The organism is Stenotrophomonas sp. Sm6012 (assembly GCF_030985895.1).
Lineage (GTDB): Bacteria > Pseudomonadota > Gammaproteobacteria > Xanthomonadales > Xanthomonadaceae > Stenotrophomonas > Stenotrophomonas forensis.
In genome coordinates this window covers 1-24124 of sequence record NZ_JAPTFX010000030.1, presented here as the reverse complement: position 1 = coordinate 24124, position 24124 = coordinate 1, and the positions used below count along the sequence as shown (strand labels likewise).

Sequence of the window (24124 nt, the reverse complement as noted above, 5' to 3'; positions counted from 1 at the left end):
GCCCGTGACCGATATCGGCCGACGCCGGTTGTTGCAGGCCGGCGTTGCCGCCGGCCTTTCCCCGCTGCTGCCCAGCATCGCCCGGGCCGCAGCGATCGCCCCTGCCACGCAGACGCGCAGCCTAGAAGACCTGCATCACATCGTGGTGTTGATGCAGGAAAACCGCTCGTTCGACCACTACTTCGGCACGCTGCCGGGCGTGCGTGGCTTCGGCGACCGCTTCGTCGCCCCCGCCGCTGCACTACAGGCCGGCGGTCGCACCCGCAGCCTGTGGCTGCAACCCGACGCCAGCGGCAAGCGCGCAATCGCGCCGTTCCCGCTGGATACCGCCGCGCACTTCGGCTACATGCGCGTGGAAGGCACCCCGCACACCTGGCCCGATGCGCAGCGCGCATGGGACCACGGCCGCATGGGGCAATGGCCGAAGGCCAAGCAGAATCACTCGATGGGCTACTTCCAGCGCAGCGACCTGCCGTTCCAGTTCGCGCTGGCCGATGCCTTCACGATCTGCGACGCCTACCACTGCGCGATGCAGGCCGGGACCAACCCGAACCGGGTGTTCCTGTGGACCGGGCACAACGATGCCGCCGCGCGCGCCGGTGGCCCGGTGATCGCCAACTCGCACGACAACTTCCCCGAATACGGCGGGCATCCGGCGTCGTACCGCTGGACCAGCCATGTCGAACGCCTGCAGCAGGCGGGCGTGTCCTGGCAGATCTACCAGGACATGGCCGACAACTTCACCGACAACCCGCTGGCCGGCTTCGAGGCATTCCGTCGCGCCTACAGCGCGGCACCCGGGCATGACCCACAGCTGCGCGCGCGTGGCGTCAGCACCCGTGGGCTGGCGCAGCTGCGCCAGGACGTGCTTGATGGGTGCCTGCCGCAGGTCAGTTTCATCATCGCCGACGCCGCCGGCAGCGAGCATCCCGGCCCGTCCAGTCCCGCCCAGGGCGCGGCCTATACCGCGCGCGTGCTGGATGCGCTGACCGCCGACCCGGAGGTCTGGAGTCGTACGGCACTACTGCTGATGTTCGACGAGAACGACGGCTTCTTCGACCACATGCCGCCACCGGCACCGCCTTCGCCCTTGGACGGGGGCTGGGCCGGTGCCTCATCGGTCAGTACCGACGGCGAGTACCACCGTCATCCGGCACCGGGTGATGAAAAGTACGATGCCGCCGAGCTGCGCGGCCGTCCGTATGGGCTCGGCCCGCGCGTGCCGCTGTACGTGATTTCGCCGTGGAGCCGCGGCGGCTGGGTCGATTCACAGGTGTACGACCACACCTCGGTCATCCGCCTGATCGAGCGCCGCTTCGGCGTGGCCGCGCCGGACATCTCGCCGTGGCGCCGTGCGGTCTGTGGCGACCTCAGCAACGCCTTCGACTTCGCTCAGCGCGATACCCGCCCGTTCGTGCGCGGCCTGCCCGATGTGAACGCGGTGGCGGCACGCGCGGCGGCACTGCCAGGACGTACCGTGCCTGCGTTGCCGGAGGGACTGGAACCGGCGAAGCAGGAAAGCGGCATACGCCCGGCGCGCGCCCTGCCCTATCGGCCGCAGGCGTCGATCGCCCGCCTGGATGCATCGGGCGTGGATCTGGGGCTGTCCTGTGAAGGTGCGGCGGCGGTACTGCATGTCTACGACCGCCTGCGGCTTGGGGCCATTCCGCGCCGCTACACGCTGGTGCCGGGGATGCCGCTGCAGGAGCGCTGGCCATTGGATGCCCAGGGGCACTACGACCTGTGGCTGCTCGGCCCGAATGGCTTCCACCGCCACTTCCAGGGCGCGGCAAAGGCGCCGGCCCTGCAGGCGACGGTCGAGCGCGCGGACGGCCAACTGCGGTTGCAGCTGCGCAATCTCGACGACAGCGCGCTGCACCTGCGTGTGCAGGCCGGCGCCTATGCCGGGCTCATGCCCGAGCAGGCGCTGGCGCTGCCGGCGCGTGCGGAAACCTCATTGGCGTGGGACGCGACGCCTACCGCTGGCTGGTATGACCTGCAGGTCAGCGCGGGCGAGAGCACCCTGCGCCTGGCCGGGCGCGCCGAGGATGGACGTCCCGGCACCAGCGACCCGGCGATGGGCAGCGAACCGCTGCGCTTCGAGCACGATTGAGCAATCACGCCCTTGTAGAGTCGAGCCTTGCTCGACTGCTCTTCGATCATTGGCCGGAACAAGCAGTCGAGCAACGCTGGACTCTACAAAAGCGAAGCAACGCGGGATTGGCGCAGACCCAAGCCGCGCCCATCTACTCGCGATCCAGGCACGCACCTACGCTTGTCTCCTCGGTGGCCAGCCAGGCCACCTCCCGCCTCCCGGCCCCGCCGTGGCAACCCCGCTCCAGTGCTGTGCGCCCTGCCGGTGTTGTCGCCCCGGCAGGCGGCCGGCCGGCGCCTTCTGGAGACCGCCATGAACCAAGCCCTCATCCCCTTCGATACCGACCCGCTGGAAACGCGGGAGTGGCGTGAATCGCTGGAGGCGGTGATGCAGGCCGGTGGCCGGCCACGCGCGCATTACCTGATCGACCAGCTGAGCGATCTGGACGCCCAGCAGCACGGCGACCTGCACACCCGCGCCTGGACCGCCTACGTCAACACCATTCCGCCAGAGCGCGAACCTGCCTATCCGGGCGACCTGGCCATCGAGCGCCGCTTGAACGCGATGATCCGCTGGAACGCGATGGTGATGGTGCTGCGTGCCGGCAAGCATTCCAACGTCGGCGGGCACATCGCCACCTACCAGTCAGCCGCCGTGCTGTACGACGTGGGCTTCGACCACTTCTTCCGCGGCCGTACCGACACCTTCGATGGCGACATGATCTATATCCAGGGCCATTCCGCACCGGGCATCTATGGACGTGCCTATGTGGAAGGCCGCATCGATCCGCAGCGGATGGACAACTTCCGTCGTGAAGCCGGGCGCGAGGGACTGTCTTCCTACCCGCACCCGCGGCTGATGCCCGAGTTCTGGCAGTTCCCCACCGTGTCGATGGGGCTGGGCCCGCTCACCGCCGCCTACCAGGCACGCTACATGCGCTACCTCGAGTACCGCGGCCTGAAGGAACACCAGGGTCGCAAGGTGTGGGCCTTCCTCGGTGACGGCGAGATGGACCAGCCCGAATCACTGGCGGCGATCTCGCTGGCCGGCCGCGAGCGGCTGGACAACCTCGTGTTCGTGGTCAACTGCAACCTGCAGCGCCTGGACGGTCCGGTACGCGGCAACGGCAAGGTCATCCAGGAGCTGGAAGGCACCTTCCGCGCGGCCGGCTGGAACGTGATCAAGCTGATCTGGGGCAGTGGCTGGGACGACCTGCTGGCCCGCGACCACAGCGGCCTGCTGCGCCAGCGCATGATGGAATGCGTGGACGGCGACTACCAGACCTTCAAGTCGCAGAACGGCGCGTATGTGCGCGAGCACTTCTTCGGCCGCTATCCCGAACTGCTGGACCTGGTCTCGCACATGAGCGACGACGACATCTGGGCGCTCGCACGGGGCGGCCACGATCCGCAGAAGGTGTACGCCGCCTACCAGCAGGCAGTGAACACCAGCGGCCGGCCCACCGTGATCCTGGCCAAGACGGTCAAGGGCTTTGGCATGGGTGAAGCCGGCGAAGGCCAGAACATCAACCACCAGCTGAAGAAGATGAGCGCCGACGCGGTGCGTGCGTTCCGCGACCGTTTCAACCTGCCGGTCAGCGACGACCAGCTGGAGGAGATGCCTTACCTGCGCCCGGAACCGGGCAGCGCCGAAGCGATCTACTTCGCCGAGCGCCGCCGCATCCAGGGCGGACAGCTGCCGGCGCGCCTGGCCCGGGTCGATCCGCTGCCGCTGCCACCGTTGTCGATCTTCAACAGCCAGCTGCAGGGCAGCGGCGATCGCGGCCAGTCCACCACGATGGGCTTCGTGCGCATCCTCACCAGCCTGCTGAAGGACCCGGAACTGGGCAGGCTGGTGATTCCGATCGTGCCCGATGAATCGCGCACCTTCGGCATGGAGGGGTTGTTCCGCCAGATCGGCATCCATTCGTACCTCGGCCAGCTGTACACCCCGCAGGACGCCGGCCAGTTGAGCTACTACAAGGAAGCCAGGGACGGGCAGATCCTGCAGGAAGGCATCAACGAATCCGGTGCGATCTGTTCGTGGATCGCCGCCGGCACCGCCTACAGCAACCATGGCCTGGCCACGATTCCGTTCTACATCTTCTATTCGATGTTCGGGCTGCAGCGCGTCGGCGACCTGGCATGGGCCGCGGCCGACGCGCGCACGCGCGGTTTCCTGCTGGGCGCCACCTCCGGCCGCACCACGCTGATGGGCGAAGGCCTGCAGCACGACGATGGCCACAGCCACGTGCTGTCGTCGGTGATTCCGAGTTGCGTGTCCTACGACCCGACCTTCAACTACGAACTGGCGGTGATCATCCACGACGGCCTGCGCCGCATGTACGTCGACCAGGAAGACATCTACTACTACATCACCGTACTCAACGAGAACTACCCGCATCTGGCACTGCCCGAGGGCGCCGAGGCCGGCATCCTGAAGGGACTGTACCTGCTGCACCCCGCGCCCTCCGGACGAGGGACCTCGCAGCCACGCGTGCAGCTGATGGGCAGTGGCTCGATCCTGCGCGAAGTGGAGGCCGCGGCCGAGTTGCTGCAACAGGACTTCGGCATCGCCAGCGACGTCTGGAGCGCGACCAGCCTGACCGAACTGCGCCGCGATGGCCTGGCTGCGGAACGCTGGAACCTGCTGCATCCGGCCGCGGAACCCCGTGTGCCTTACGTGCAGCAGTGCCTGCAAGGCCACGCAGGGCCGCTGGTGGTGGCCACCGACTACATGAAGATCGTCGGCGACCAGATCCGTCCCTTCATCAATGACCGCCGTTTCACTGCATTGGGCACCGACGGCTTCGGCCGCTCGGACACGCGTGAATCGCTGCGCACGTTCTTCGAAGTGGATCGCCACTTCATCGTGCTGGCGGCCCTGAAAGCGCTGGCCGATGAGGGCCGCATCGAGCGCTCGCGGGTGCAGGAGGCCATCGACCGATACGGCATCGACACCGGCAAGCCCGATCCGGCCGCGGTCTAGAGCGGCAGACGCAACGCCTGCGGATCTTCCCCACGGGCGCGGCGCGCGCAGTGCCGCTACGGCAGCCGCTTGAACAGGTTGGTCTGCAGGATCGGCGTACCGTCATGGCCGTAGAACGCCTTGGTCTCGGTCATCGTCGCGCGGTCATCGGCCACGGTATAGATGCGGGTCGAGGCGGGCGTGCCATGGTCCACCAGCTGCATCACCAGCGTGTTCGGCGCCGGCAGCTTCAGGTTGGCCTTGTCCGCGCCATAGGTGCCGGACAAGGCGCCCGGCGTGCCATCCAGGGCCAGCGTGCCATCGGACTTCATGGTCTTGCCGTCATGCAGGACGATATCCACATGCGAACTCCAACGGCCGCTGCCGGCGTCCTTGAACTCCAGCACCACCTGCTTCGGGCGCTGCGCTTCGGGCAGCGCCGAGGTGGTGATATCCAGCGACCAGCGCCCCAGCAGCGGTGAGGGTGAGGCCTCCATCGCCAGCGCCGACGCGGCCGGCAGTGACAGGGCGGACAACAACACAGCGGACAACAGCTTCATACGATGCTCCGTTCGAGTGAAGAAGGTTCTGCGTAGGACATTGTGGGGCGCAGCGCTTCGGATCGTGCCCGTCACCCGTGCCGGGTACAAGCCGAAGCGCTGAACACAGGGCAACGTCGCGCCTTAATAGCCGACCTTCACGGTGAACATCACGTTTCGCGGCGCGCCGTACCAGCCCTGGTTGTAGAAGCCGATCTGCGAGTAGTAGTGGCGGTCGAACAGGTTGTTGATGTTGACCGCCGCGGACAGGTTGGAACTGAACTGGTAGCGCGCCATCAGGTTGACCAGCGCATAGCCGGGCTGCTCCACCGGCACCCGGCGGTTTCCGGGTGCCGTGGCGGTCTGGTACATGCGGTTCTGCCAGTCCACGCCACCACCAAGGGTCAGCCGGTCCCAGGTACCGGGCAGGCGCCAGGTAGTGAACAGCTTGAACAGGCTGCGTGGCTTGGCGGTATTGATGGCCCTGCCCTGCGCGTCCTGCGCGATGAACGTGGTGAAGCTGGTGCCCAGGCTCCAGCCCGGCAATGGCTCACCGGCCAGTTCCAGTTCCAGTCCATCCACCGTTGCACCCTTCACTGCGCGGTACGCGGCCTGCGTACTGCCCTCGACCAGCCCGCCGGTCGCTTCGGCCAGGTTGTCCTGCCGGGTACGGAACAGCGCGGCTGAAGCATTCAAGCGCTCCTGCAGCCAGCTGCCCTTGAGGCCCAGCTCATAGCTGCGGCCGCTGACCGGGTCGAGGATCTGCCCGGATGCATCGCGGTTGTTCTGCGGCTTGAAGATGCCGGTGTAGCTGGCGTAGACGCTGCTGTAGCCATTGAGGTCCCAGACCAAGCCGGCATACGGCACGAACTCGTTGCGATAGCGGTACGTGCGCTTGCTGCCGAAGTAGACCTGGTCCGTCTCCCAGTTGCTCAGGCGAGCACCGAGAATCACATGCAGCGGGTCAGCCAGCGACAGCCGCGCCACTGCATAGGCGCCGCTCTGATGGTTGTCCAGATCATCGGCCTGGGTCTTGCTGCTGGCCCACACCGGCTCCGGCGTCCCCGGCCCATGCCAATCGAAATAGCCAGCCAACGGAGGCAGCGGCGCCAGCGCGCGGTACTGCCCCAGCGCGATCTCGTCGCGCGACCGCGACCAGCCGATCGACGCCGTGTGCTGGCGACCAAACAGCTGGAACGGGCCCGACAGGCTGGCAGTGAGTGCCTCGCGCCGCACCGGTCCATCGTAGCGGGTGAAGCTGTTGCCATTGGGCATGGCGCCGGTGACCGGATCGGGATAGCCGCCTCGATAGAGGTGCTTCATCTCCATGTCGGTATGCGAACGGCTGTAGGACACCCGCGCCTGCCAGTCGTTACCGAAGCGGTGGTTGAAATCGAAGAAGCCGTTGCGGGTATCGGTGCGCATCCGTGCCCACGGGGCCGTGGCCGATACCGAGCGATCGAAGGCGGTGCGCGTGCCATCGGCGTTGAACAGCGCGAAGCCACTGCCAAAGCCACGGTTGTCATTGCCCTGGTAGGAGATGCCGGCGATCAACCCGGTGTCCTCGCCCAGATCCACGCTGACCACGCCGTAGAGCGTCTTCGCGGTGCTGTCCAGGCCGGCGGTGTAGCTGTCGGCCTCTGCTTTGGCTGCCACCAAGCGACCGCGTACGCGGCCTTCCCTGCTCAACGGGCTGGACACATCCGCCCACGCGCGCCGTGCGTCCCAGCTACCGAGGCCGATGCCAGCACTGGTAGCGAACTCGCGCAACGGTCGCTTGCGCACGTAGTTCACCGCTGCCGAAGGATTGCCGGCACCGGTCATCAGGCCGTTGGCACCACGCACGATCTCGATGCGGTCATACACCACCATGTCCAGGTTGTTCTCACCGAAATTCCATGGCGACAGCACCGGCATCACCACGCCATCGAACTGGTAGTTGTCGATCTCGAACCCGCGCGCCGAGAACGAATAGCGGTTGGCATCGCTGCGCGTGACCGAGATGCCTGGCGCGGTGGCCAGCGCATCGGCCGTACTCAGCAGCGCGCGGTCCTCGATCTGCTGGTGGGTGACGACGCTGACCGACTGCGGTGTCTGCCGCGAGGTCAGCGACAGGCCGGTCGCCGTGCCCATGGAATCGGTGGTGTAGGAGCGATACGATTCGGTACTGCCGTCGAAATCGGCGGTGACCTGCACGGTGGGCAGTTGCGAGGCTGTGGCGGCAGGTGCGCGTTCGGCGGCATGGGCAGCATTGAACAGCGCCAGGGTCGTGCCGATGGCGGTTGCCAGGGCACACGGGCGGAAACAGGCAGGCATGGGAGGTCCAGCGGAAAGGAAAGGCTGGATGAGAATTATTGTCATTTGTACGTGAGCGCACGTATGCGCGGACGCAGCAGGTATTTGCGCGCTGCCGACGATGATCGAGTGTCAGCGGAACCGGCTCGGTGCGATGCCATAGCGCGCACGGAACGCGGTCGCGAAATTGGTGGCATGCCGGTAGCCGGCGAAATGCGCGGCCTGCTGCACGCTGCAGCCCTGCCGGAGCTGCTCGCAGGCCCGCTGCAACCGATGCTCGCGCAGCCAGGCAAATACCGAGCATCGATACACCTGCAGGAACTTCAGGCGCAGGCTGCTGGGGCTCATGCAGGCCACGCGCGCCAGATCGTCCAGGCTGTGATCGGCGGCCGGCGCTGCCTGCAGGCAATCGATCACCCGCTGCAGCATGCGGCGATCGCGCGCGGACACGCGCAGCTCCACTACGGCATCGCGTGCAGGCGCCCCCAGGGACAGTGCCAGCATCTGCAGGCCCACGCCCTCGCACAGCAGCGCATGCATCGCGCCGTCCCATACACCCGACAGCAACTGGTCGGCCGCGTGCCCGAGATGCGCGGGTACCTGCCAGCTGTGCAACGGCCGGCCGTCGGAGCGGTGCGCGGACCGCAGTTCGTTGATCACCGGCTCATCCAGCGGCGCCGATGCATCCAGCGAGACATTCAGGCTGCGCATGCGCTGCCCCGCAGGGTGGATCGCGGTCATCGGCGCCGCACCGGCCAGTATCCTCGCGCCCGCGCCCGGGTGCATGCCGATCTGCGCCTGCCCTGACAGCCTCGCTCCGGCGCGTCCCTCCAGCATCACGATGGCCGAGAAGGCCGGCGGCGCCTCCGAGGTCGCCTCGAAGGCCTGGTGCGCAACCACGTCCGACAGGGCCAGGGTCAAGCCCGGGCGCAGGCAGCGCTGCTCCACCCTGCCCTCGACCACGCAGGATTCGCCAGCAACGGCAGGCGGTTCCGGCAGTCGGTAGCGGAAGCCGCTGCGGCGGCCCAGGTGGTCCAGGTCGGCAAGGGTGAGGGCGTGCATGGAATCACCGGCGGAGGAGCGGACGTCGGTCATTCTCATATGAGAACCACTCTCATCTCCAGTCCGGCTGGCAAGGCCCATTCGTCCCTTGTCGATACAAAGAGTTACGTTATAACATTTCACACTATTTTCACGGAGCGTGTCATGCGTCGCCATCTGCTTGCTGCCGCCATTCTGTTCGCCGTCCACACCGCCCACGCGGCGGACGAACCCACCCTTCCCACGCTTCAGGTCGAGGCCTCGAAGCCCTCGCGCATCGACAGCCGCGTCACCGTCGACAATCCACAGGCGCAGAACCGCACCCTGGGCGGCCTGCTCGAGCATGTCTCCGGCGTGCAGAACAGTGCGTTCGGGCCGAACGCGGGCGCCCCGGTCATCCGCAGTCTCAGCGGCAACCGGGTTCAGATCCTGCAGGATGGCCAGTCCATCCTTGGCATGAATGCGATCAGCGGTGACATCAACATTCCCTTCGACCCACTGTTCGTGCGCAGTGTCACCGTCAACAAGTCCTCCGACACGGTGCGCTATGGCGGCAACGCGATCGGCGGCAGCGTGGAGGTCGACTCGGGCCTGATCTCGCGCAGCATGGAAGACAAGGACCAGTCGATGGAACTGGTCCTGCGCAAGGGCTTCAACGCCGCCGACGCGCAGGGCTTCCGCATGAACTTCAACAACCAGCGCAACATCTCCACCAACCTGCAGGTATCGCGCCAGCGCATTTCCCACTACGACATCCCCGGCAACAGCAAGGCCAGCGTCTGCAACACCCGCCTGTTCCCCGCCACCGGCGGCGTCAACTCGGCGCTGGCCGACAGCTGCCAGAAGGAGGCACGCGTCCAGCAGATCTACAACAAGGCCTCGCAGCCCTATATCGACCAGTTCATGACCGAGAACCCGGACTGGGCCGACGGTGACTTCTCCTTCTATACCAACAACCCGACCTCGGTCTGGCAGCGCCGCACCTACATCAACCCGGTCAACCCGGCCTATGTGCCCGGCACGCCCTCGTACGTGCAGAAGCAGATCAACAATGACGTGACTCCCGACTATCACCACCGGTTGGGCAACAGCTACTCGCGCAATTCGCAGGTGGCCGCCGGCTCGACCTTGTTCTTCGACCGCGGCTACGTCGGTGTCAGCATCGATGCCAAGGACAGCGAATACGGCGTGCCCGGCTTCTCCATGCAGAACCTGTCATTCGGCTCGAACTACGCCGATGGCCTGCCGGTGGGCGTGGTGATCAAGCAGCAGCGCTACGCGCTGGAAGCGCTGCTGCGCGATCCGCTGCCCTACTTCGAGCGTGCCGAACTGCGTGTCTCCAAGCTGGACAACACCTCGGGCGAACGACTCGGCGCATCCAAGGCCAACGACTACGACTTCGAAAGCGTCCAGGCCGAGCTGCTGCTCAGCCACCAGCGCGTCGGCCCGCTCAGCGGCATGCTCGGCCTCAGCCGCCAGTCGCGAGATGTCACCGGCAGCGGCTCGCTGCGCTACCTGCCCGATGTCGATACCCGCAGCAATGCGGTGTTCCTGAAAGAGACGCTGGACTTCGGCTGGGCCACCTTCGATGCCGGCGTCCGTCATGAGCGTGTCGACCACACGCTGCAGCCCAGCCGCTTCAAGACCGCGCGCAATGCCGCCAACACGAAACTGCAGGACCGCGACTACCGGCTCAACAGCTACAGCCTCGGCTCGTACGTCGAGCTCGGTCCCTTGTTTGCCGCCAAGGTGCGCTACTCGTCCTCGCAGCGCGCACCGGAGATCAACGAGCTGTATGCCAGCAACGCGCACTATTCGGTGATGACCCAGGAGGAAGGCAACCAGAACCTGCAGCCGGAGCGTGCAAAGAACCTGGAGCTGACCGGCCTGTTCCACCTCGGTGGCTTCGAGCTGTCGGCCACCGCCTACCGGATGAAGTACGAGAACTACCTCTACCTTGGCTACTCCGGCCTGCAGACCGCCAACCGCCTGCCGCTGAAGTACTGGAAGCAGACCGACACCACGGTGAAGGGCTTCGAGATCGACGCTTCACAGGCGCTGGATCTCGGCCGCTATGGCACGTTGAACATCTCGGCCTTTGCCGACCTGGTGAAGAACAAGGCCGACCACCCGGACGCACTGCGCGCCCACAATGATGGCGAGTACCTGCCGAACATGCCGACCAACCGCTACGGCGCCAACCTGCAATGGCAACGCCAGGGCTGGAAGGCGCAGCTGTCCAGTACCTACTACGGCACGCAGAAGTATCTCGGCCGCAATGTCAGCGAGGAAATTCCGCTGGACGCGTTCAACCTGGTCGACCTGCAGGTCAGCCGCGAACTGCCGGTGCGCAACAGCTACATCGCCGGCATGGAAGTGTTCGTCAACGGCAGCAACCTGCTCAACGAGGAAGCGCGCCCGCACAACTCGCCGTTGAAGTACATCGCCCCGCTGCCGGGGCGTGGCTTCCAGGTGGGTGTGACGGTCAGGCTCTGAGCCCCGGCGGAAGGAGAACCGGCCTGCAGGTGGATTACCTGCAGGCACCCGGCACGGCGACGCGCCGGGTTGCGTCGCGAACCCGGGTTGATCCACCATCCGTCGAAAAGGAGATGGCCATGAACTGGAAGCAAGTGATTTCCCTTGGGGTGTTGTTGACCATCACCTCGGGGGCAGGTGCCGCATCTGCGATCACCTACGACAAGGATGGCCGCTACGGCTACTCGATGAACCAGCATTCCCTGACCACCGCGATGCAGCAGTCGCTGCACTACTGCGCGCTGCAATCGCGCAATTGTGGCCAGTCTGCCAGCACGACCAGCACGACCAGCGAAGGCTATTCGGCCATCGCGACGGGCACGGTTGCGTTGGGCTTTGCACTGGGTGAGAAGACTGCGGACGCCGCGCAACGCAAGGCCGAAAGAATGTGCAGGGAGCGCGCCAACGACTGCACGCTTGCATTGTTGTGGCGCGAAACCCCACCGCGTGATCTCGAGCCGCCACAGCGTCCTGCTGCCGCCGCTCCGGCACCTGCAACGACGCCTGCTGCAGTACCTGCCATCCGTAGCGATCACTAAGGACAGGCAGCCCCGCGCAGGCTGCACCTTCGAACACCGGACAAAGAAAAACGCCTGCAGATCGAGGATCTGCAGGCGCTTCTTTGTATCTGGCGGAGTGAGAGGGATTCGAACCCTCGATAGAGCTTTTGACCCTATACTCCCTTAGCAGGGGAGCCCCTTCGGCCACTCGGGCATCACTCCGGGGTATTCACCGCGTCTGGTGCGTTGCACCTCAGCGGGGCGTGAATCATAACGTTAATCGAGTGCGAAGGTAAAGCGTTATTCGGCAGAATTTTCGCTACCGGCGCCACCGGCTTCGTCACCGCGCTGGATGCGCTGATAGATCTCTTCGCGATGCACAGCGACGTCCTTCGGCGCGGTGATGCCGATACGCACCTGGTTACCCTTGACGCCAAGCACGGTGACGCTCACCGAGTCACCGATCATCAGGGTTTCGCCGACGCGGCGAGTCAGGATCAACATTTTTGCAAGTCTCCATGGAACCGTGTGGAAGGGTATCCCCCACCGGCTTGACGCTCCGTCAAGAAGCGCTACCACGACAAAGGGAAAAGATTCGCAATGGTACCGTCAGCCGTCCCGCTCCTACAAGGAGGGGGACGGCCGGGTTCATCACAGGCGGGGGCTGACCCATTCGACAACTGCAGCCAGCGCAGTGGCAAGGGCGGGCCCGTCCTCGCCACCACCCTGGGCGAGGTCCGGGCGTCCGCCGCCCTTGCCCCCGATCTGACCGGCGATATGGGACAACAGTTCCCCGGCCTTGACCTTGCCCATTGCGCTGCCGTTCACACCCGCAACCAGGGCCGCTTTGCCGTCCTGGGCGCCGGCCAGCACGATCACCGCGTCACCCAGCTGCTGCTTCAGGCGATCCATGGCGTCACGCAGGGCCTTGGCGTCGAAGCCCTCCAGGCGGGCAGCCAGGACCTTCACCCCGGCGACCTCGACAGCCTGGCCGGACAGGTCGGCGGTGGCACCGGCCGCGACCTTGGCCTTCACGGCTTCCAGCTCGCGCTCCAGCTGCTTCTGGCGCTGGCCGAGGGCGCGGATCTTCTCGACCACGTCACCGGCGCTGCCACCGAGCAGCTCGGCGGCTTCGGCCAGGCGGGCCTCTTCGGCGTCCACATAGTCAAGGGCGCCCTGGCCGGTGACCGCCTCGATGCGGCGCACGCCGGCGGAAACACCGCCCTCGGAGGTGATCTTGAACAGGCCGATATCACCGGTACGGTTGACGTGGGTACCGCCGCACAGCTCGGTGGAATAGTCACCCATCTTCAGCACGCGCACATGCTCGCCGTACTTCTCGCCGAACAGGGCCATCGCGCCGAAGTCCAGCGCTTCCTGCATGGCCATGGTGTGCACTTCGGCGGCGTTGTTGGCACGCACCTGCTGGTTGACCTTGCGCTCGATCACCGCCAGCTCTTCCGCGCTGATCGGCTGGAAGTGCGAGAAGTCGAAACGCAGGCGGTCCGGCGCGACCAGCGAGCCCTTCTGCTGCACATGGGTGCCCAGCACTTCGCGCAGGGCGGCGTGCAGCAGGTGGGTCGCCGAGTGGTTGAGGATGGTGGCGCCGCGACGCTCGCCGTCAACCTGGCCGGACAGCACGTCGCCGACCTTCAGGCCGCCTTCGGACAAGGGGCCGACATGGCCATGGAACTGGCCGGCGAACTTCTGGGTATCTTCCACCGCCAGGCGCACACCGTTGCCGGTCAGCACGCCGGTGTCGCCGACCTGACCGCCGGATTCGGCGTAGAACGGGGTCTGATCGGTAATCACGATGACCGCATCACCGGCATCGGCCGACTGCACCGGACGACCGTCCTTGAGCAGCGCCAGCACGCTCAGGCCGTCGGCCTGCAGGCGGTCATAGCCCAGGAACACGGTCGGGCTGAGGGTGGCCACCAGCTCGGCCGGCAGGGTCACGCCGCCGCCGAACTTGCCGGCCGCACGCGCGGTCTCGCGCTGCTGCTCCATCGCGGCATCGAAGCCGGCGATGTCGACGGTCAGGTCGCGTTCGCGGGCGATGTCCTGGGTCAGGTCGAGCGGGAAACCGTAGGTGTCGTACAGGCGGAAGGCGTCAACGCCCGGGATCACGCCATTGCTGGCTTTGCCAGCCACGTCTTCGAAGATCTTCATGCCGGCATCGAGGGTTTCAGCGAAACGCTCTTCCTCGGCCTGCAGCGCACGGGTAACGGTGTCCACCGCCGCCGGCAGTTCCGGATAGGCCTCGCCCATCTGTTCGACCAGGGTCGGCACCAGCTTGCTGAAGAACGGCTGGCGCACGCCCAGCATCCAGCCATGGCGCAGCGCGCGGCGGATGATACGGCGCAGCACGTAGCCGCGGCCTTCGTTGGAGGGCAGCACGCCGTCGACGATCAGGAACGAACAGGCGCGGATGTGATCGGCGATCACGCGCAGCGACTTGTTCTCCAGGTCGGCCGTACCGGTCAGCTCCGATGCCTTGCGGATCAGCGCCTGGAACAGGTCGATCTCATAGTTGGTATGCACGTGCTGCAGGATCGCCGCCAGGCGCTCCAGGCCCATGCCGGTATCCACGCACGGCGCCGGCAGCGGCACCAGGGTGCCGTCGGGCTGGCGGTCGAACTGCATGAACACCAGGTTCCAGATTTCGATGAAGCGGTCGCCGTCCTCATCCGGAGAGCCCGGGGGGCCGCCGGCGATATGGTCGCCGTGGTCGTAGAAGATCTCGGTGCACGGGCCGCACGGACCCGTGTCGGCCATCTGCCAGAAGTTGTCCGACGCGAACGGCGCGCCCTTGTTGTCACCAATGCGCACGATGCGCTCTTCTGGCACGCCGACCATGTCGCGCCACAGCGCGTAGGCTTCGTCATCGGTCTGGTAGACGGTGACCAGCAGGCGCTCGGCCGGCAGCTTCCAGACCTGGGTCAGCAGCTCCCAGGCCCAGGCGATCGCGTCCTTCTTGAAGTAGTCGCCGAACGACCAATTGCCCAGCATCTCGAAGAAGGTGTGGTGGCGTGCGGTGTAACCCACCTGGTCGAGGTCGTTGTGCTTGCCGCCCGCCCGCAGGCAGCGCTGGACATCGGCCGCGCGCACGTAGCTGCGCTTCTCCGCGCCAAGGAACACGTCCTTGAACTGCACCATGCCGGAGTTGGTGAACAGCAGGGTCGGATCGTTGCCCGGCACCAGCGGCGCCGACGGCACGATGGTGTGGCCTTTGCCCTTGAAGAATTCAAGGAAATCGCTGCGGATCTGGGAGGTCGTGAATTTGGCGGATGCGTTCATTGGGGGCTGGCAGTCTGCGGGCCGGCGGACCCGGACCACCGGCCACATTGGCCAGGGTCGCAAGGGACCGCCGAAAACCTAAAGGGTATCAGGCCCGGCGCCGCCAGTCTCAGTCATCCGGGTCGTAGCGGGTCGCGCGGCGGATGCTGTCGCCGTCAAAGCCACGTCTAGCCAACAGATCGGCGGCCTTGCGCCGCTGCGTCAGGTCCTGCGGGCCAGCCTCGCCGAAGCGGCGGCGGACCAGGTCACGGGCGTTTTCCTGCCAGTCCCCCTCATAGCTGTCCATCGCCGCCGCAATCGCAGCACTGTCCAGCCCATGGGTGCCCAGCTCGGCGCGGACATGGATCGGCCCGTAGCCGGTGTTGGCGCGCATCCGCACCAGGTTCTCGGCAAAACGGGTGTCGTCCTGCCAGCCCGCCTCGGTCAGCTTGGCCACGGCAGCCTGCGCGGCTTCGTCTTCGATGCCACGGGCGGTCAGCTTGCGGGTCAGCTCCCTGCGCGAATGCTCGCGGCGGACCAGCAGGCCCAGCGCGCGTTGCACGGGCGTCTGCTCACGTGGCCGGCGCTTGCGGCCGGTGGGAATATCGTCGGAGTCGGACATCGGTGCTCCAAGGGTGGCGCCGTCCGTGGCGCCCTGCCCATCCCTGGGCGATTCGAACCTGCGAGGCAGGGCGACGTCACTGACGGCGCCGCCCTGCCCCACAGCAAGCCTTACTCGTCGTCGCCGTCGTCGTCGCCTTCCTCGCGGACGGCTTCAGTCGGCTGGAACTTCTCGCGCAGCTCGGCTTCGAGCTTGGCGGCGACGGTCGGGTTGTCACGCAGGTAACCGCGGGCGTTGTCCTTGCCCTGGCCGATGCGCTCCTCACCGTAGCTGTACCAGGCGCCGGCCTTCTCGACCAGCTTGGCCTCCACGCCCATGTCGATCAGTTCGCCTTCGCGGCTGATGCCCTCGCCGTACAGGATCTCGGTGATGACCTGCTTGAACGGCGGTGCCAGCTTGTTCTTGACGACCTTGATCTTGGTCTGGTTGCCGATGATCTCGTCGCCCTTCTTGATCGCGCCGATGCGGCGGATGTCCAGGCGGACCGAGGCGTAGAACTTCAGCGCGTTACCACCGGTGGTGGTTTCCGGGCTCTGGCCCGGCATCATCACGCCGATCTTCATGCGCAACTGGTTGATGAAGATCACCAGCGTATTGGAGCGCTTGATGTTGCCGGTCAGCTTGCGCAGCGCCTGGCTCATCAGGCGGGCCTGCAGGCCCGGCAGCTGGTCGCCCATCTCGCCTTCGATTTCGGCCTTCGGGGTCAGCGCGGCGACCGAGTCGACCACCAGGATGTCCACCGAGCCCGAACGGACCAGCATGTCGGCGATTTCCAGCGCCTGCTCACCGGTATCCGGCTGCGACAGCAGCAGGTCATCCACGTTCACGCCCAGCTTGCCGGCGTAGATCGGGTCCAGTGCATGCTCGGCGTCGATGAAGGCCGCCGTGCCGCCCAGCTTCTGGCATTCGGCGATGGCCTGCAGGGTCAGAGTGGTCTTGCCCGAGGATTCCGGCCCGTAGATCTCAACGACACGGCCCTTCGGCAGGCCGCCAATGCCCAGTGCGATGTCGAGCATCAGCGAACCGGTCGGGATGGCTTCGACGGGCTCGACCACGCGGTCGCCCATGCGCATCACCGAGCCCTTGCCGAACTGCTTCTCGATCTGGCCCAGAGCTGCAGCGAGGGCGCGCTTCTTGTTCTCGTCCATCGGTTGGGTCCTTGCAGAGGTGATGTCGTTGGAGGTGCTGTCTTTGGGGGTCTTCTTTGCCATGGGCTCACTTTAAGTCGGACGTATCGCACAGGCTGAGATTCTGCCCGGCGCTCTGAAAAGAATTATCGGACATCCGTACCAACCTCAGTGGAACCAGAGAATCGCCACAAAAGACCGCGGGGAAATGCAATGCGAAACGGGTCAACGGTTGGGTCGCAGCAGGCCGCAATAGAGGCCTTCGATCGCAAAGTCCTGATCCGGCAGCACTTCGATCGGCCTGTAGTCGGGGTTGCGCGGCAGCAGACGGATGCGGTCCTTGGCGATCTTCAGCAGCTTGACCGTGATCTCGTCATCGATGCGGGCCACCACGATCTGCCCGGAATGGGCGTCACGGGTACGGTGCACGCCGATCAGGTCACCGTCGAAGATGCCCTCGTCGATCATCGAATCGCCCTGCACCTTCAGCAGGTAGTCCGGCGCCGGCGAGAAGAACACCCGGTCCAGCACCACGAAATCGTCCGAGCCGATATCGGCACCGATCGGCAGGCCGGCCGCCACCCGACCCAGCACCGGCAGCCGCAGCACGCTGTCGGGCAAGCCCGGCTCGGCCAGCTTCTCGACCGGCGGGGCCTGCACCAGGCGGATCCCGCGGGCCTGGCCTGGGATGCGGCGGATCGCGCCGGCCTGCTCCAGGGCTTCCAGGTGGTACTGGGCCGCGCGCACGCCCTTGAAGCCGAACGCACGTGCGATTTCAGTCTGCGACGGCGGTGCGCCTTCGCTCTCGATACGCTCGGCGATCAACTGCAGGATCGCCTGCTGGGTGTCGGTCAGGTCCATGGTTAGTAGTATTACTACTAACGTTCAGATCTGCAAGTGCCGGGTGCGACAGGAGGTGACACCTACCTGCGGGGCCGAGGCGTGGTCGGCAATCGTCGCCGGGCATGGCCTGGCTGGCAAAGGCACAAGCAAGTGCAGCCGACCAGCGGTCGGCTCTACAGGAATCGCTGCGCGATTCAGCGGTAAACACACTCATGTGTGTTTACCGCTTCTCCATATCGAGAACAGGATCCAGACGCCACAGAAGCCGGCGCCGATGAAGCCGCATACGCCCAGCGCCAGCAGCCAGCGGCTGGAGACGCCGCCGACGCTGTGCATCACGATCGACGAGCCGATGATCAGCGCGGCGGTCACGATGCCCATCACCAGCCGGTTCGCCGCGCGGTTCACCTGTTCGCCGAAACCCTGCAGCGCCGTGGTCTCCACCTTCAGCTGCAGGCGACCACGGCGCGCGGCCTGCACCAGCTTGCGCAGGTCACGCGGCAGTTCACCGGCGAAATCGACCAGGCCCAGCAGGCTGCGCCGGCCGCGCTTGAGCAGCGCCTTTGGCGCATAGCGCTGCAACACCACCCGCTCCAGGAACGGGCGCGCGACGCTGGCCATGTCGAAATCCGGGTCCAGCTGGCGCCCCATGCCTTCCAGCGTCAGGAACGCCTTGATCATCAGCGCCAGGTCGGCCGGCAGGGTCAGGCTGTAGCTGCGCAGCAACTGGGTGATGTCGCCCAGCATCAGCCCGATGCGCAGGTCCTTCAACGGCACACCGCGGTACTGGTCAACGAACTGGCTGATGTCGTGCTGCAGCCGGTTCTCGTCCACTTCCACACCACCGGCCCAGTCCAGCAGCACGTCGGCCACGCCCTGCGGGTCCTGCTCGACCAGCCCGTGCAGCAGCTGTGCAACCTGGAACCGACGCACCTCCGACAGCGCGCCGACCATGCCGAAATCGATCACGCCGATGCGGCCATCGCGCAGGTAGATGATGTTGCCTGGGTGGGGATCAGCATGGAAGCTGCCGTCCTCCAGCACCATCTTCAACACGATGTCGGCGCCGCGCCGTGCGAGTTCGCGCCGGTCCAGGCCAGCCGCGTCGACACCCGCCAGGTCCCGTCCGGGAATGCCGTCGACGAAGTCCTGCACGTTCAGGCTTTCGCAGGTCCACTGCCAGTGCACGCGAGGAATCAGGATGTCGTCGCGGCCATTGAAGTTACGCGCGATGCGCTCGGCGTTGCGGCACTCCGCGGCGAAATCCAGCTCGCGGCGCAGCGACACGGTGAACTGCTGCACGACCTCGGCCGGGCGATAGCGGCGCAGGTCCGGCAGGCGGGCTTCGACGATCTCGGCCAGGCGTGCCAGCAGCCGCAGGTCGGCCTCGACCACATCGCGGATACCCGGTCGGCGCACCTTGAGCACCACCTCGCGACCGTCATGCAGCCGCGCACGATGGGCCTGCGCCAGCGAGGCGGCGGCCATCGGGGTTTCATCGAGCAAAGCGAATACCTCCGCGGGCGACGCGCCGAGATCGGCCTCGAGCTGCTCGCGGATGTCCGCGTACGGCAACGCCGGCACCGCGTTCTGCAGTTCGGAGAGCTCGGCGATCCATTCCGGAGGCAGCAGGTCGACACGGGTCGCCAGCACCTGGCCGAGCTTGACGAAGGTCGGCCCCAGATCCTGCAGCGCGCTGCGTACGCGCACCGGCGCGGTCATCCGCAGCAGTTCCTGCCGCTCCTCGTTCCAGTGCAGCAGGCGCCCTGCCCGCTCCAGCGTCGTGGCCAGGCCGATGCGCCGCACCATGTCACCGAAGCCGTAGCGGATCAGGACAACGGCAATTTCCTGCAGTCGGCCCAGGTCACGGACTGTGCCCAGCGTTTCCCACATCATGCGTGCTCCGGACGGTTACCGGAGCAGCATGTCACAGCTGGGCGTCGATACCGCGCAATGCCGCCGCCACGGTCTGCCGGCGGATGGCTTCGCGGTCGCCGTCGAACTGGAACAGCTCGGCGCGGGCGTAGCCGCCACGGCGCTTCCAGCCGATCCAGACACTGCCGACCGGCTTGTCCGGGCTGCCGCCGCCGGGGCCGGCGATCCCGGTCACGGCTACGGCAATCCCGGCACCGGAATTGACCAGTGCGCCGGACACCATCTCCAGCACGGTTTCGCGGCTGACCGCACCGAACTGCTCCAGGGTCTGCGCGCGCACGCCCAGCAGGCGCTGCTTGGCTTCATAGCTGTAGACCACCATGCCGCAGTCGAAGAACGCCGACGACCCGGCGATATCGGTCATGCACTTGGCGATCCAGCCGCCGCTGCAGCTTTCAGCGGTCACCAGCTGCAGCGAGGCCTGCTGCAGGCGCTGCCCGAGCGCGGCGGACTGGGCGTTGAGATCGGCGTCGGTGGGAATGGACATCGGCATGACGGTGGGGTGAAGAACCTGCACGTTGTACCGCAGATGACAGGTTGATGTCGCGGGCCCGGGCCACGGCAGCGGCCGGCCCGTGGCCGGCACCACCAGGCATGACCCTGCGCTACCTCACCACTCCGGCAGCTTCTCCGGCAACAGGGCCCGGATCGGCGCGCCGTCGGCACTGGCGGCAAGCTTCTCGGCCTCGGCGATCGGCAGGTCAACCTGCAGCAGCCAGCCCTCTTCATCGGCCTGTTCGCTGCGGATCACTTCCAGCTGGTGCAGGCGCGCGCGCAGGCGGCCGGCATCGGGCGGCAGGCGCAGTTCACCGGTCACGTGCTGCAGGCCCAGGCGCTTGCCCAGCACCGCCTGCAGCAGGTCCAGGCCCCGCCCGTCACGCGCGGAAATCCATACCCGCTCGCGTCGCGATTCATCAGGAATGCCGTCCTGGCCATCGTGGCGGACGTCGGCACCGTCGATGCGGTCGATCTTGTTGAACACCAGCAGCTGCGGCAGATCGCCAGCGCCGACCGCGGTCAGCACCTCGTCGACCTGGGCGATGCGCTCCTCGCGATGCGGATCGGCAGCGTCAACCACGTGCAGCAGGAAGTCCGCTTCGCGCGCCTCTGACAGGGTCGAACGGAACGCGGCAACCAGGTCATGCGGCAGATCACGGACAAAGCCGACGGTATCGGCCAGCACCACGTTGCCGCCAGGGACCGCAATGCGGCGCACGGTCGGGTCCAGCGTGGCAAACAGCTGGTCGGCGGCGTAGGCCTCGGCACCGGTCATGGCATTGAACAGGGTCGACTTGCCGGCGTTGGTGTAGCCCACCAGGGCCACGCGTGGCAGTTCGCTGCGCACGCGCGCACGGCGCATCTGGGTGCGCTGCACTTCAACTTTTTCCAGCCGCTTCTGCAGCTGCTCGACCCGCTTCTGCAACAGGCGCCGGTCGGTTTCCAGCTGGGTTTCACCCGGGCCACGCAGGCCGATCGAGCCGCCGCGCTGGCGCTCAAGGTGGGTCCAGCCGCGCACCAGCCGCGTCGCCAGGTGACGCAGCTGCGCCAGCTCGACCTGCAGCTTGCCTTCGTGGCTGTGCGCACGCTGGGCAAAGATGTCCAGGATCAGACCGGTACGGTCGATCACCCGGCGCTCCAGGAAGCGTTCCAGGTTGCGCTCCTGACCGGGGCTCAACGCATGGTTGACCAGGATCAGGTCGGCGCCGCTGGCATCGGCCGCCGCCTTGATCTCGTCCAGCTTGCCGCTGCCGATCAGGGTCGACGGGTTGGGACGGTCCAGGCGCGCGGTGATCGTCGCGGCGATGCTGGCCCCAGCCGAGCGGGCCAGATCACCGAACTCTTCCAGCACATCGTCTTCCAGCTTGCCGAAATGCGGCTGGATCAACAGGGCGTGTTCGCCCTTTCTCGAGCGGTCAAACATTCACCGCTCCGGTATTACTCGTCTGCTTCATCACCTGCCTGACCACCTTCACCCGATTGCACGTAACCACCGCCCGGACCGACCTTCACGTTGCGTGCCGGGACGACCGTGGAAATGGCGTGCTTGTAGACCATCTGGCTGACCGTGTTGCGCAGCAGGACCACGAACTGGTCGAACGACTCGATCGTTCCCTGCAGCTTGATGCCGTTCACCAGGTACACCGAAACCGGCACGCGTTCGCGCCGCAGTGCATTCAAGAAAGGATCCTGCAGCGATTGCCCCTTGGACATTGCACACTCCTGATTATTGTTCTTATTGGGTTGCCGACGGTTGCCACGGCCCCCGAGCCGCCCGCCGTCCAATGATGTTACACGGCTGGCGGGGGTTCAGCGTGCGACGAAGGTCGACACCGCGCCGGCCAGGCGCTCGTTGTCGATATGGGGGTCGAACCAGCGCGCATCAAGTTCGCCACGCAGCCAGGTCAGCTGGCGCTTGGCCAGCTGGCGGGTGGCGAAGATCGCCTTGTCACGGAAACGGGCGGCATCCTCCTCCCCGTCCAGGTATTCCCAGGCCTGGCGGTAGCCGACTGCACGTACCGCAGGCAGGTCCAGGGGCGCCTGCACCGTGGCCATTTCCGGCATCGCGCGCAGTGCCCGCACCTCGTCGAGGAAGCCCTGTGCCAGCATGAGATCGAAGCGGGCCTCGATGCGCTGGTGCAGGACCGCGCGGTCGCGCGGGGCCAGGATCAGCTTGAGGGTACGTACCGGCAGCGGCGCCACGCCCGGCCGGCGCTGCCATTCCGAGATGGGGGTGCCGGTCAGGCGATAGACCTCCAGCGCCCGTTGGATGCGTTGCGGGTCGGTGGCATGGATGCGCGCAGCGGCGGACGGATCGACCTTGGCCAGCTCGGCATGCAGCGCCACCCAGCCACGCTCGGCGGCTTCGGCACTGAGCACTTCGCGCATTGCCGGGTCGGCTTCGGGCATCGGCGACAAGCCCTGCAGCAGGGCACGGAAGTACAGGCCGGTGCCACCAGCCAGGATCGGCATCTTGCCGCGCCCCACGATATCGGCCACGACACGGCCGGCATCGGCGGCAAACTCGGCCGCCGAATAGGTCTGCCAGGGCTCGCGCAGGTCCAGCAGGTGATGCGGGGCCTGCGCGCGTTCGGCGGCATCGGGCTTGGCCGAACCGATGTCCAGGTGGCGGTAGACCAGCGCCGAATCGACACTGACGATCTCGCCATCCAGCTGCTGTGCCAGGGCAATGGCCGTGGCCGTCTTGCCACTGGCCGTCGGCCCCATCACGGCGATCGCCAATGGCCGCCGGTCGATGCCCATCAGTCTTCGTCCGGCCAGCGGATCGACGGCGCGGCGTCGGTACGCGGCGTCGGCACGGCTTCCACTGCCTGCCAGATCTTCAGCGCATCGACAGTGGCGGCCACGTCATGCACGCGCACGATGCGCGCGCCGCGCTGGACCGCGATCAGGTGCGCAGCCACCGAAGCGGCCGCCCGTTCGGACGGCGTGTCGCGGCCAGTCAGTTCACCGAGACTGCGCTTGCGCGACAGCCCCGCCAGCATCGGCACACCCAGTTCCAGGAAGCGCTCCGAGCGCGCCAGCAGGGTCATGTTGTGCGCGGTGGTCTTGCCGAAACCGAAGCCGAGATCGACCAGCAGGTTCTTCTTGGGAATGCCGGCCATTTCCGCAGCGAACAGGCGCTGCACGAGGAACCCGTGCACCTCGGCAACGACGTCGTCGTAGTGCGGATCAGCCTGCATGTGGCCGGGTTCCCCCTGCATGTGCATCAACACCACCGGCACGCCGGCTTCAGCGGCGGCGTCCAGCGCACCCTCCTGGCGCAGGCCGAAGATATCATTGATCATGCCGGCACCGGCGGCCACCGCCGCGCGCATCACCTCCGGCTTGAAGGTGTCGATGCTGATCGGCACCGCAGTGCGGGCGGCCAGCTGTTCAACCACAGGAATCACCCGGCGCAGCTCTTCCTCGATCGATACCGGGGCAGCACCCGGGCGGGTGGATTCACCGCCGACGTCGAGCAGATCGGCGCCCTCCTCGACCAGCTTCAGGCCATGTGCGACCGCGGCCTCGGTGGTGTCGTGCACGCCGCCATCGGAGAACGAGTCCGGGGTGACGTTGACGATGCCCATGACCCGGGCACGGTCGAGGCGCAGGATGCGGCCGGCGCAATCGAGCTGGGGCGAGGTATCGAACATGGGCAATCCTGCAGGGACAACGGCGGGTAGTTTAGTTCGGCAGGGCGGCGCCCTGCACCCGCAGAGGCCAGAGCGACAGCAACGGCCAGAGCAACAGCGGGTTTACTGGGGAATGGCGGGGTGGGTCCGGTTGCGGGGGCCGCTGCAAGTACGTCCATGTAAGCTCGGTCGCCGCATCCATGCGGCTCA

18 protein-coding genes and 1 tRNA gene are annotated in these 24124 nt (G+C 66.5%); 4 read left to right on the top strand and 15 right to left on the bottom strand.

What is annotated here, in order from left to right:
• The first annotated feature begins 4 nt into the window (after positions 1-4).
• Both O0J73_RS07915 and aceE read left to right on the top strand, forming a co-directional pair.
• Positions 5-2113 carry a phospholipase C, phosphocholine-specific gene (locus O0J73_RS07915; protein ID WP_308308437.1) on the top strand — a complete coding sequence of 703 codons (2109 nt, stop codon included), beginning with the start codon at positions 5-7 and terminating at the stop codon, positions 2111-2113.
• A gap of 294 nt (positions 2114-2407) precedes the next feature.
• Complete coding sequence (aceE, locus tag O0J73_RS07910) at positions 2408-5083, top strand: pyruvate dehydrogenase (acetyl-transferring), homodimeric type (RefSeq protein ID WP_308308436.1); 2676 nt, start codon at positions 2408-2410, stop codon at positions 5081-5083.
• Between the two features lie 56 nt (positions 5084-5139).
• Here the strand turns inward: aceE and O0J73_RS07905 are convergent, their stop codons facing one another.
• The 3 genes from O0J73_RS07905 to O0J73_RS07895 all read right to left on the bottom strand — a co-directional run bounded on the left by O0J73_RS07905 (position 5140) and on the right by O0J73_RS07895 (position 8958).
• On the bottom strand, positions 5140-5622 hold the full coding sequence (locus O0J73_RS07905) for a LuxR family transcriptional regulator (RefSeq protein ID WP_164242185.1): 483 nt from the start codon (positions 5620-5622) through the stop codon (positions 5140-5142).
• A gap of 123 nt (positions 5623-5745) precedes the next feature.
• Positions 5746-7917 carry a TonB-dependent siderophore receptor gene (locus O0J73_RS07900; RefSeq protein WP_308308434.1) on the bottom strand — a complete coding sequence of 724 codons (2172 nt, stop codon included), beginning with the start codon at positions 7915-7917 and terminating at the stop codon, positions 5746-5748.
• A gap of 111 nt (positions 7918-8028) precedes the next feature.
• Complete coding sequence (locus tag O0J73_RS07895) at positions 8029-8958, bottom strand: helix-turn-helix transcriptional regulator (RefSeq protein ID WP_308308433.1); 930 nt, start codon at positions 8956-8958, stop codon at positions 8029-8031.
• A gap of 144 nt (positions 8959-9102) precedes the next feature.
• Here O0J73_RS07895 and O0J73_RS07890 point away from each other — a divergent pair, with 144 nt between their 5' ends.
• Positions 9103-11433, top strand: coding sequence for a TonB-dependent receptor (locus O0J73_RS07890; protein ID WP_197563963.1), 2331 nt, complete (start codon positions 9103-9105; stop codon positions 11431-11433).
• A gap of 29 nt (positions 11434-11462) precedes the next feature.
• Entirely contained in the window at positions 11463-12011 is a 549-nt protein-coding gene (locus O0J73_RS07885) for a DUF4189 domain-containing protein (protein ID WP_308308432.1), read from the top strand.
• Positions 12012-12101: 90 nt separating this feature from the next.
• Here O0J73_RS07885 and O0J73_RS07880 read toward each other — a convergent pair.
• The 12 genes from O0J73_RS07880 to folP all read right to left on the bottom strand — a co-directional run bounded on the left by O0J73_RS07880 (position 12102) and on the right by folP (position 23935).
• Positions 12102-12194, bottom strand: a tRNA-Ser gene (locus O0J73_RS07880).
• A gap of 78 nt (positions 12195-12272) precedes the next feature.
• Positions 12273-12476: a carbon storage regulator CsrA gene (gene csrA, locus O0J73_RS07875; protein ID WP_006432031.1), complete on the bottom strand. Its 204-nt coding sequence runs from the start codon at positions 12474-12476 to the stop codon at positions 12273-12275.
• Positions 12477-12623: 147 nt separating this feature from the next.
• Positions 12624-15272 carry an alanine--tRNA ligase gene (alaS, locus tag O0J73_RS07870; RefSeq protein WP_308308431.1) on the bottom strand — a complete coding sequence of 883 codons (2649 nt, stop codon included), beginning with the start codon at positions 15270-15272 and terminating at the stop codon, positions 12624-12626.
• A 109-nt stretch (positions 15273-15381) separates the two neighbouring features.
• Positions 15382-15873 carry a recombination regulator RecX gene (recX, locus tag O0J73_RS07865; protein WP_006431910.1) on the bottom strand — a complete coding sequence of 164 codons (492 nt, stop codon included), beginning with the start codon at positions 15871-15873 and terminating at the stop codon, positions 15382-15384.
• A gap of 110 nt (positions 15874-15983) precedes the next feature.
• Positions 15984-17021, bottom strand: coding sequence for a recombinase RecA (gene recA / locus O0J73_RS07860; RefSeq protein WP_197563967.1), 1038 nt, complete (start codon positions 17019-17021; stop codon positions 15984-15986).
• 204 nt (positions 17022-17225) lie between these two features.
• On the bottom strand, positions 17226-17861 hold the full coding sequence (lexA, locus tag O0J73_RS07855; protein WP_008267755.1) for a transcriptional repressor LexA: 636 nt from the start codon (positions 17859-17861) through the stop codon (positions 17226-17228).
• Positions 17862-18053: 192 nt separating this feature from the next.
• Positions 18054-19736, bottom strand: coding sequence for a 2-polyprenylphenol 6-hydroxylase (gene ubiB / locus O0J73_RS07850; RefSeq protein ID WP_308308444.1), 1683 nt, complete (start codon positions 19734-19736; stop codon positions 18054-18056).
• A 34-nt stretch (positions 19737-19770) separates the two neighbouring features.
• Positions 19771-20265, bottom strand: coding sequence for a nicotinamide-nucleotide amidohydrolase family protein (locus tag O0J73_RS07845; protein ID WP_005409020.1), 495 nt, complete (start codon positions 20263-20265; stop codon positions 19771-19773).
• Between the two features lie 123 nt (positions 20266-20388).
• On the bottom strand, positions 20389-21699 hold the full coding sequence (gene hflX / locus O0J73_RS07840; RefSeq protein WP_006431806.1) for a ribosome rescue GTPase HflX: 1311 nt from the start codon (positions 21697-21699) through the stop codon (positions 20389-20391).
• Between the two features lie 14 nt (positions 21700-21713).
• A complete protein-coding gene (gene hfq, locus O0J73_RS07835; protein ID WP_004152891.1) occupies positions 21714-21989 on the bottom strand; it encodes an RNA chaperone Hfq in 276 nt (91 codons plus the stop codon).
• Between the two features lie 96 nt (positions 21990-22085).
• A complete protein-coding gene (gene miaA, locus O0J73_RS07830; protein ID WP_308308430.1) occupies positions 22086-23039 on the bottom strand; it encodes a tRNA (adenosine(37)-N6)-dimethylallyltransferase MiaA in 954 nt (317 codons plus the stop codon).
• Complete coding sequence (gene folP / locus O0J73_RS07825) at positions 23039-23935, bottom strand: dihydropteroate synthase (protein ID WP_308308429.1); 897 nt, start codon at positions 23933-23935, stop codon at positions 23039-23041. Before folP ends, miaA begins: the two co-directional genes overlap by 1 nt.
• Positions 23936-24124: the final 189 nt, after the last annotated feature.

What these genes read in the sequence shown, in the direction of transcription:
- aceE (WP_308308436.1), top strand. Translation starts at nt 2,408, where the DNA reads ATGAACCAAGCCCTCATCCCCTTCGATACCGACCCGCTGGAAACGCGG.
- O0J73_RS07905 (WP_164242185.1), bottom strand. Translation starts at nt 5,622, where the DNA reads ATGAAGCTGTTGTCCGCTGTGTTGTTGTCCGCCCTGTCACTGCCGGCC.
- O0J73_RS07900 (WP_308308434.1), bottom strand. Translation starts at nt 7,917, where the DNA reads ATGCCTGCCTGTTTCCGCCCGTGTGCCCTGGCAACCGCCATCGGCACG.
- O0J73_RS07895 (WP_308308433.1), bottom strand. Translation starts at nt 8,958, where the DNA reads ATGCACGCCCTCACCCTTGCCGACCTGGACCACCTGGGCCGCCGCAGC.
- O0J73_RS07890 (WP_197563963.1), top strand. Translation starts at nt 9,103, where the DNA reads ATGCGTCGCCATCTGCTTGCTGCCGCCATTCTGTTCGCCGTCCACACC.
- csrA (WP_006432031.1), bottom strand. Translation starts at nt 12,476, where the DNA reads ATGTTGATCCTGACTCGCCGCGTCGGCGAAACCCTGATGATCGGTGAC.
- alaS (WP_308308431.1), bottom strand. Translation starts at nt 15,272, where the DNA reads ATGAACGCATCCGCCAAATTCACGACCTCCCAGATCCGCAGCGATTTC.
- recX (WP_006431910.1), bottom strand. Translation starts at nt 15,873, where the DNA reads ATGTCCGACTCCGACGATATTCCCACCGGCCGCAAGCGCCGGCCACGT.
- recA (WP_197563967.1), bottom strand. Translation starts at nt 17,021, where the DNA reads ATGGACGAGAACAAGAAGCGCGCCCTCGCTGCAGCTCTGGGCCAGATC.
- lexA (WP_008267755.1), bottom strand. Translation starts at nt 17,861, where the DNA reads ATGGACCTGACCGACACCCAGCAGGCGATCCTGCAGTTGATCGCCGAG.
- ubiB (WP_308308444.1), bottom strand. Translation starts at nt 19,736, where the DNA reads ATGTGGGAAACGCTGGGCACAGTCCGTGACCTGGGCCGACTGCAGGAA.
- O0J73_RS07845 (WP_005409020.1), bottom strand. Translation starts at nt 20,265, where the DNA reads ATGTCCATTCCCACCGACGCCGATCTCAACGCCCAGTCCGCCGCGCTC.
- hflX (WP_006431806.1), bottom strand. Translation starts at nt 21,699, where the DNA reads ATGTTTGACCGCTCGAGAAAGGGCGAACACGCCCTGTTGATCCAGCCG.
- hfq (WP_004152891.1), bottom strand. Translation starts at nt 21,989, where the DNA reads ATGTCCAAGGGGCAATCGCTGCAGGATCCTTTCTTGAATGCACTGCGG.
- miaA (WP_308308430.1), bottom strand. Translation starts at nt 23,039, where the DNA reads ATGGGCATCGACCGGCGGCCATTGGCGATCGCCGTGATGGGGCCGACG.
- folP (WP_308308429.1), bottom strand. Translation starts at nt 23,935, where the DNA reads ATGTTCGATACCTCGCCCCAGCTCGATTGCGCCGGCCGCATCCTGCGC.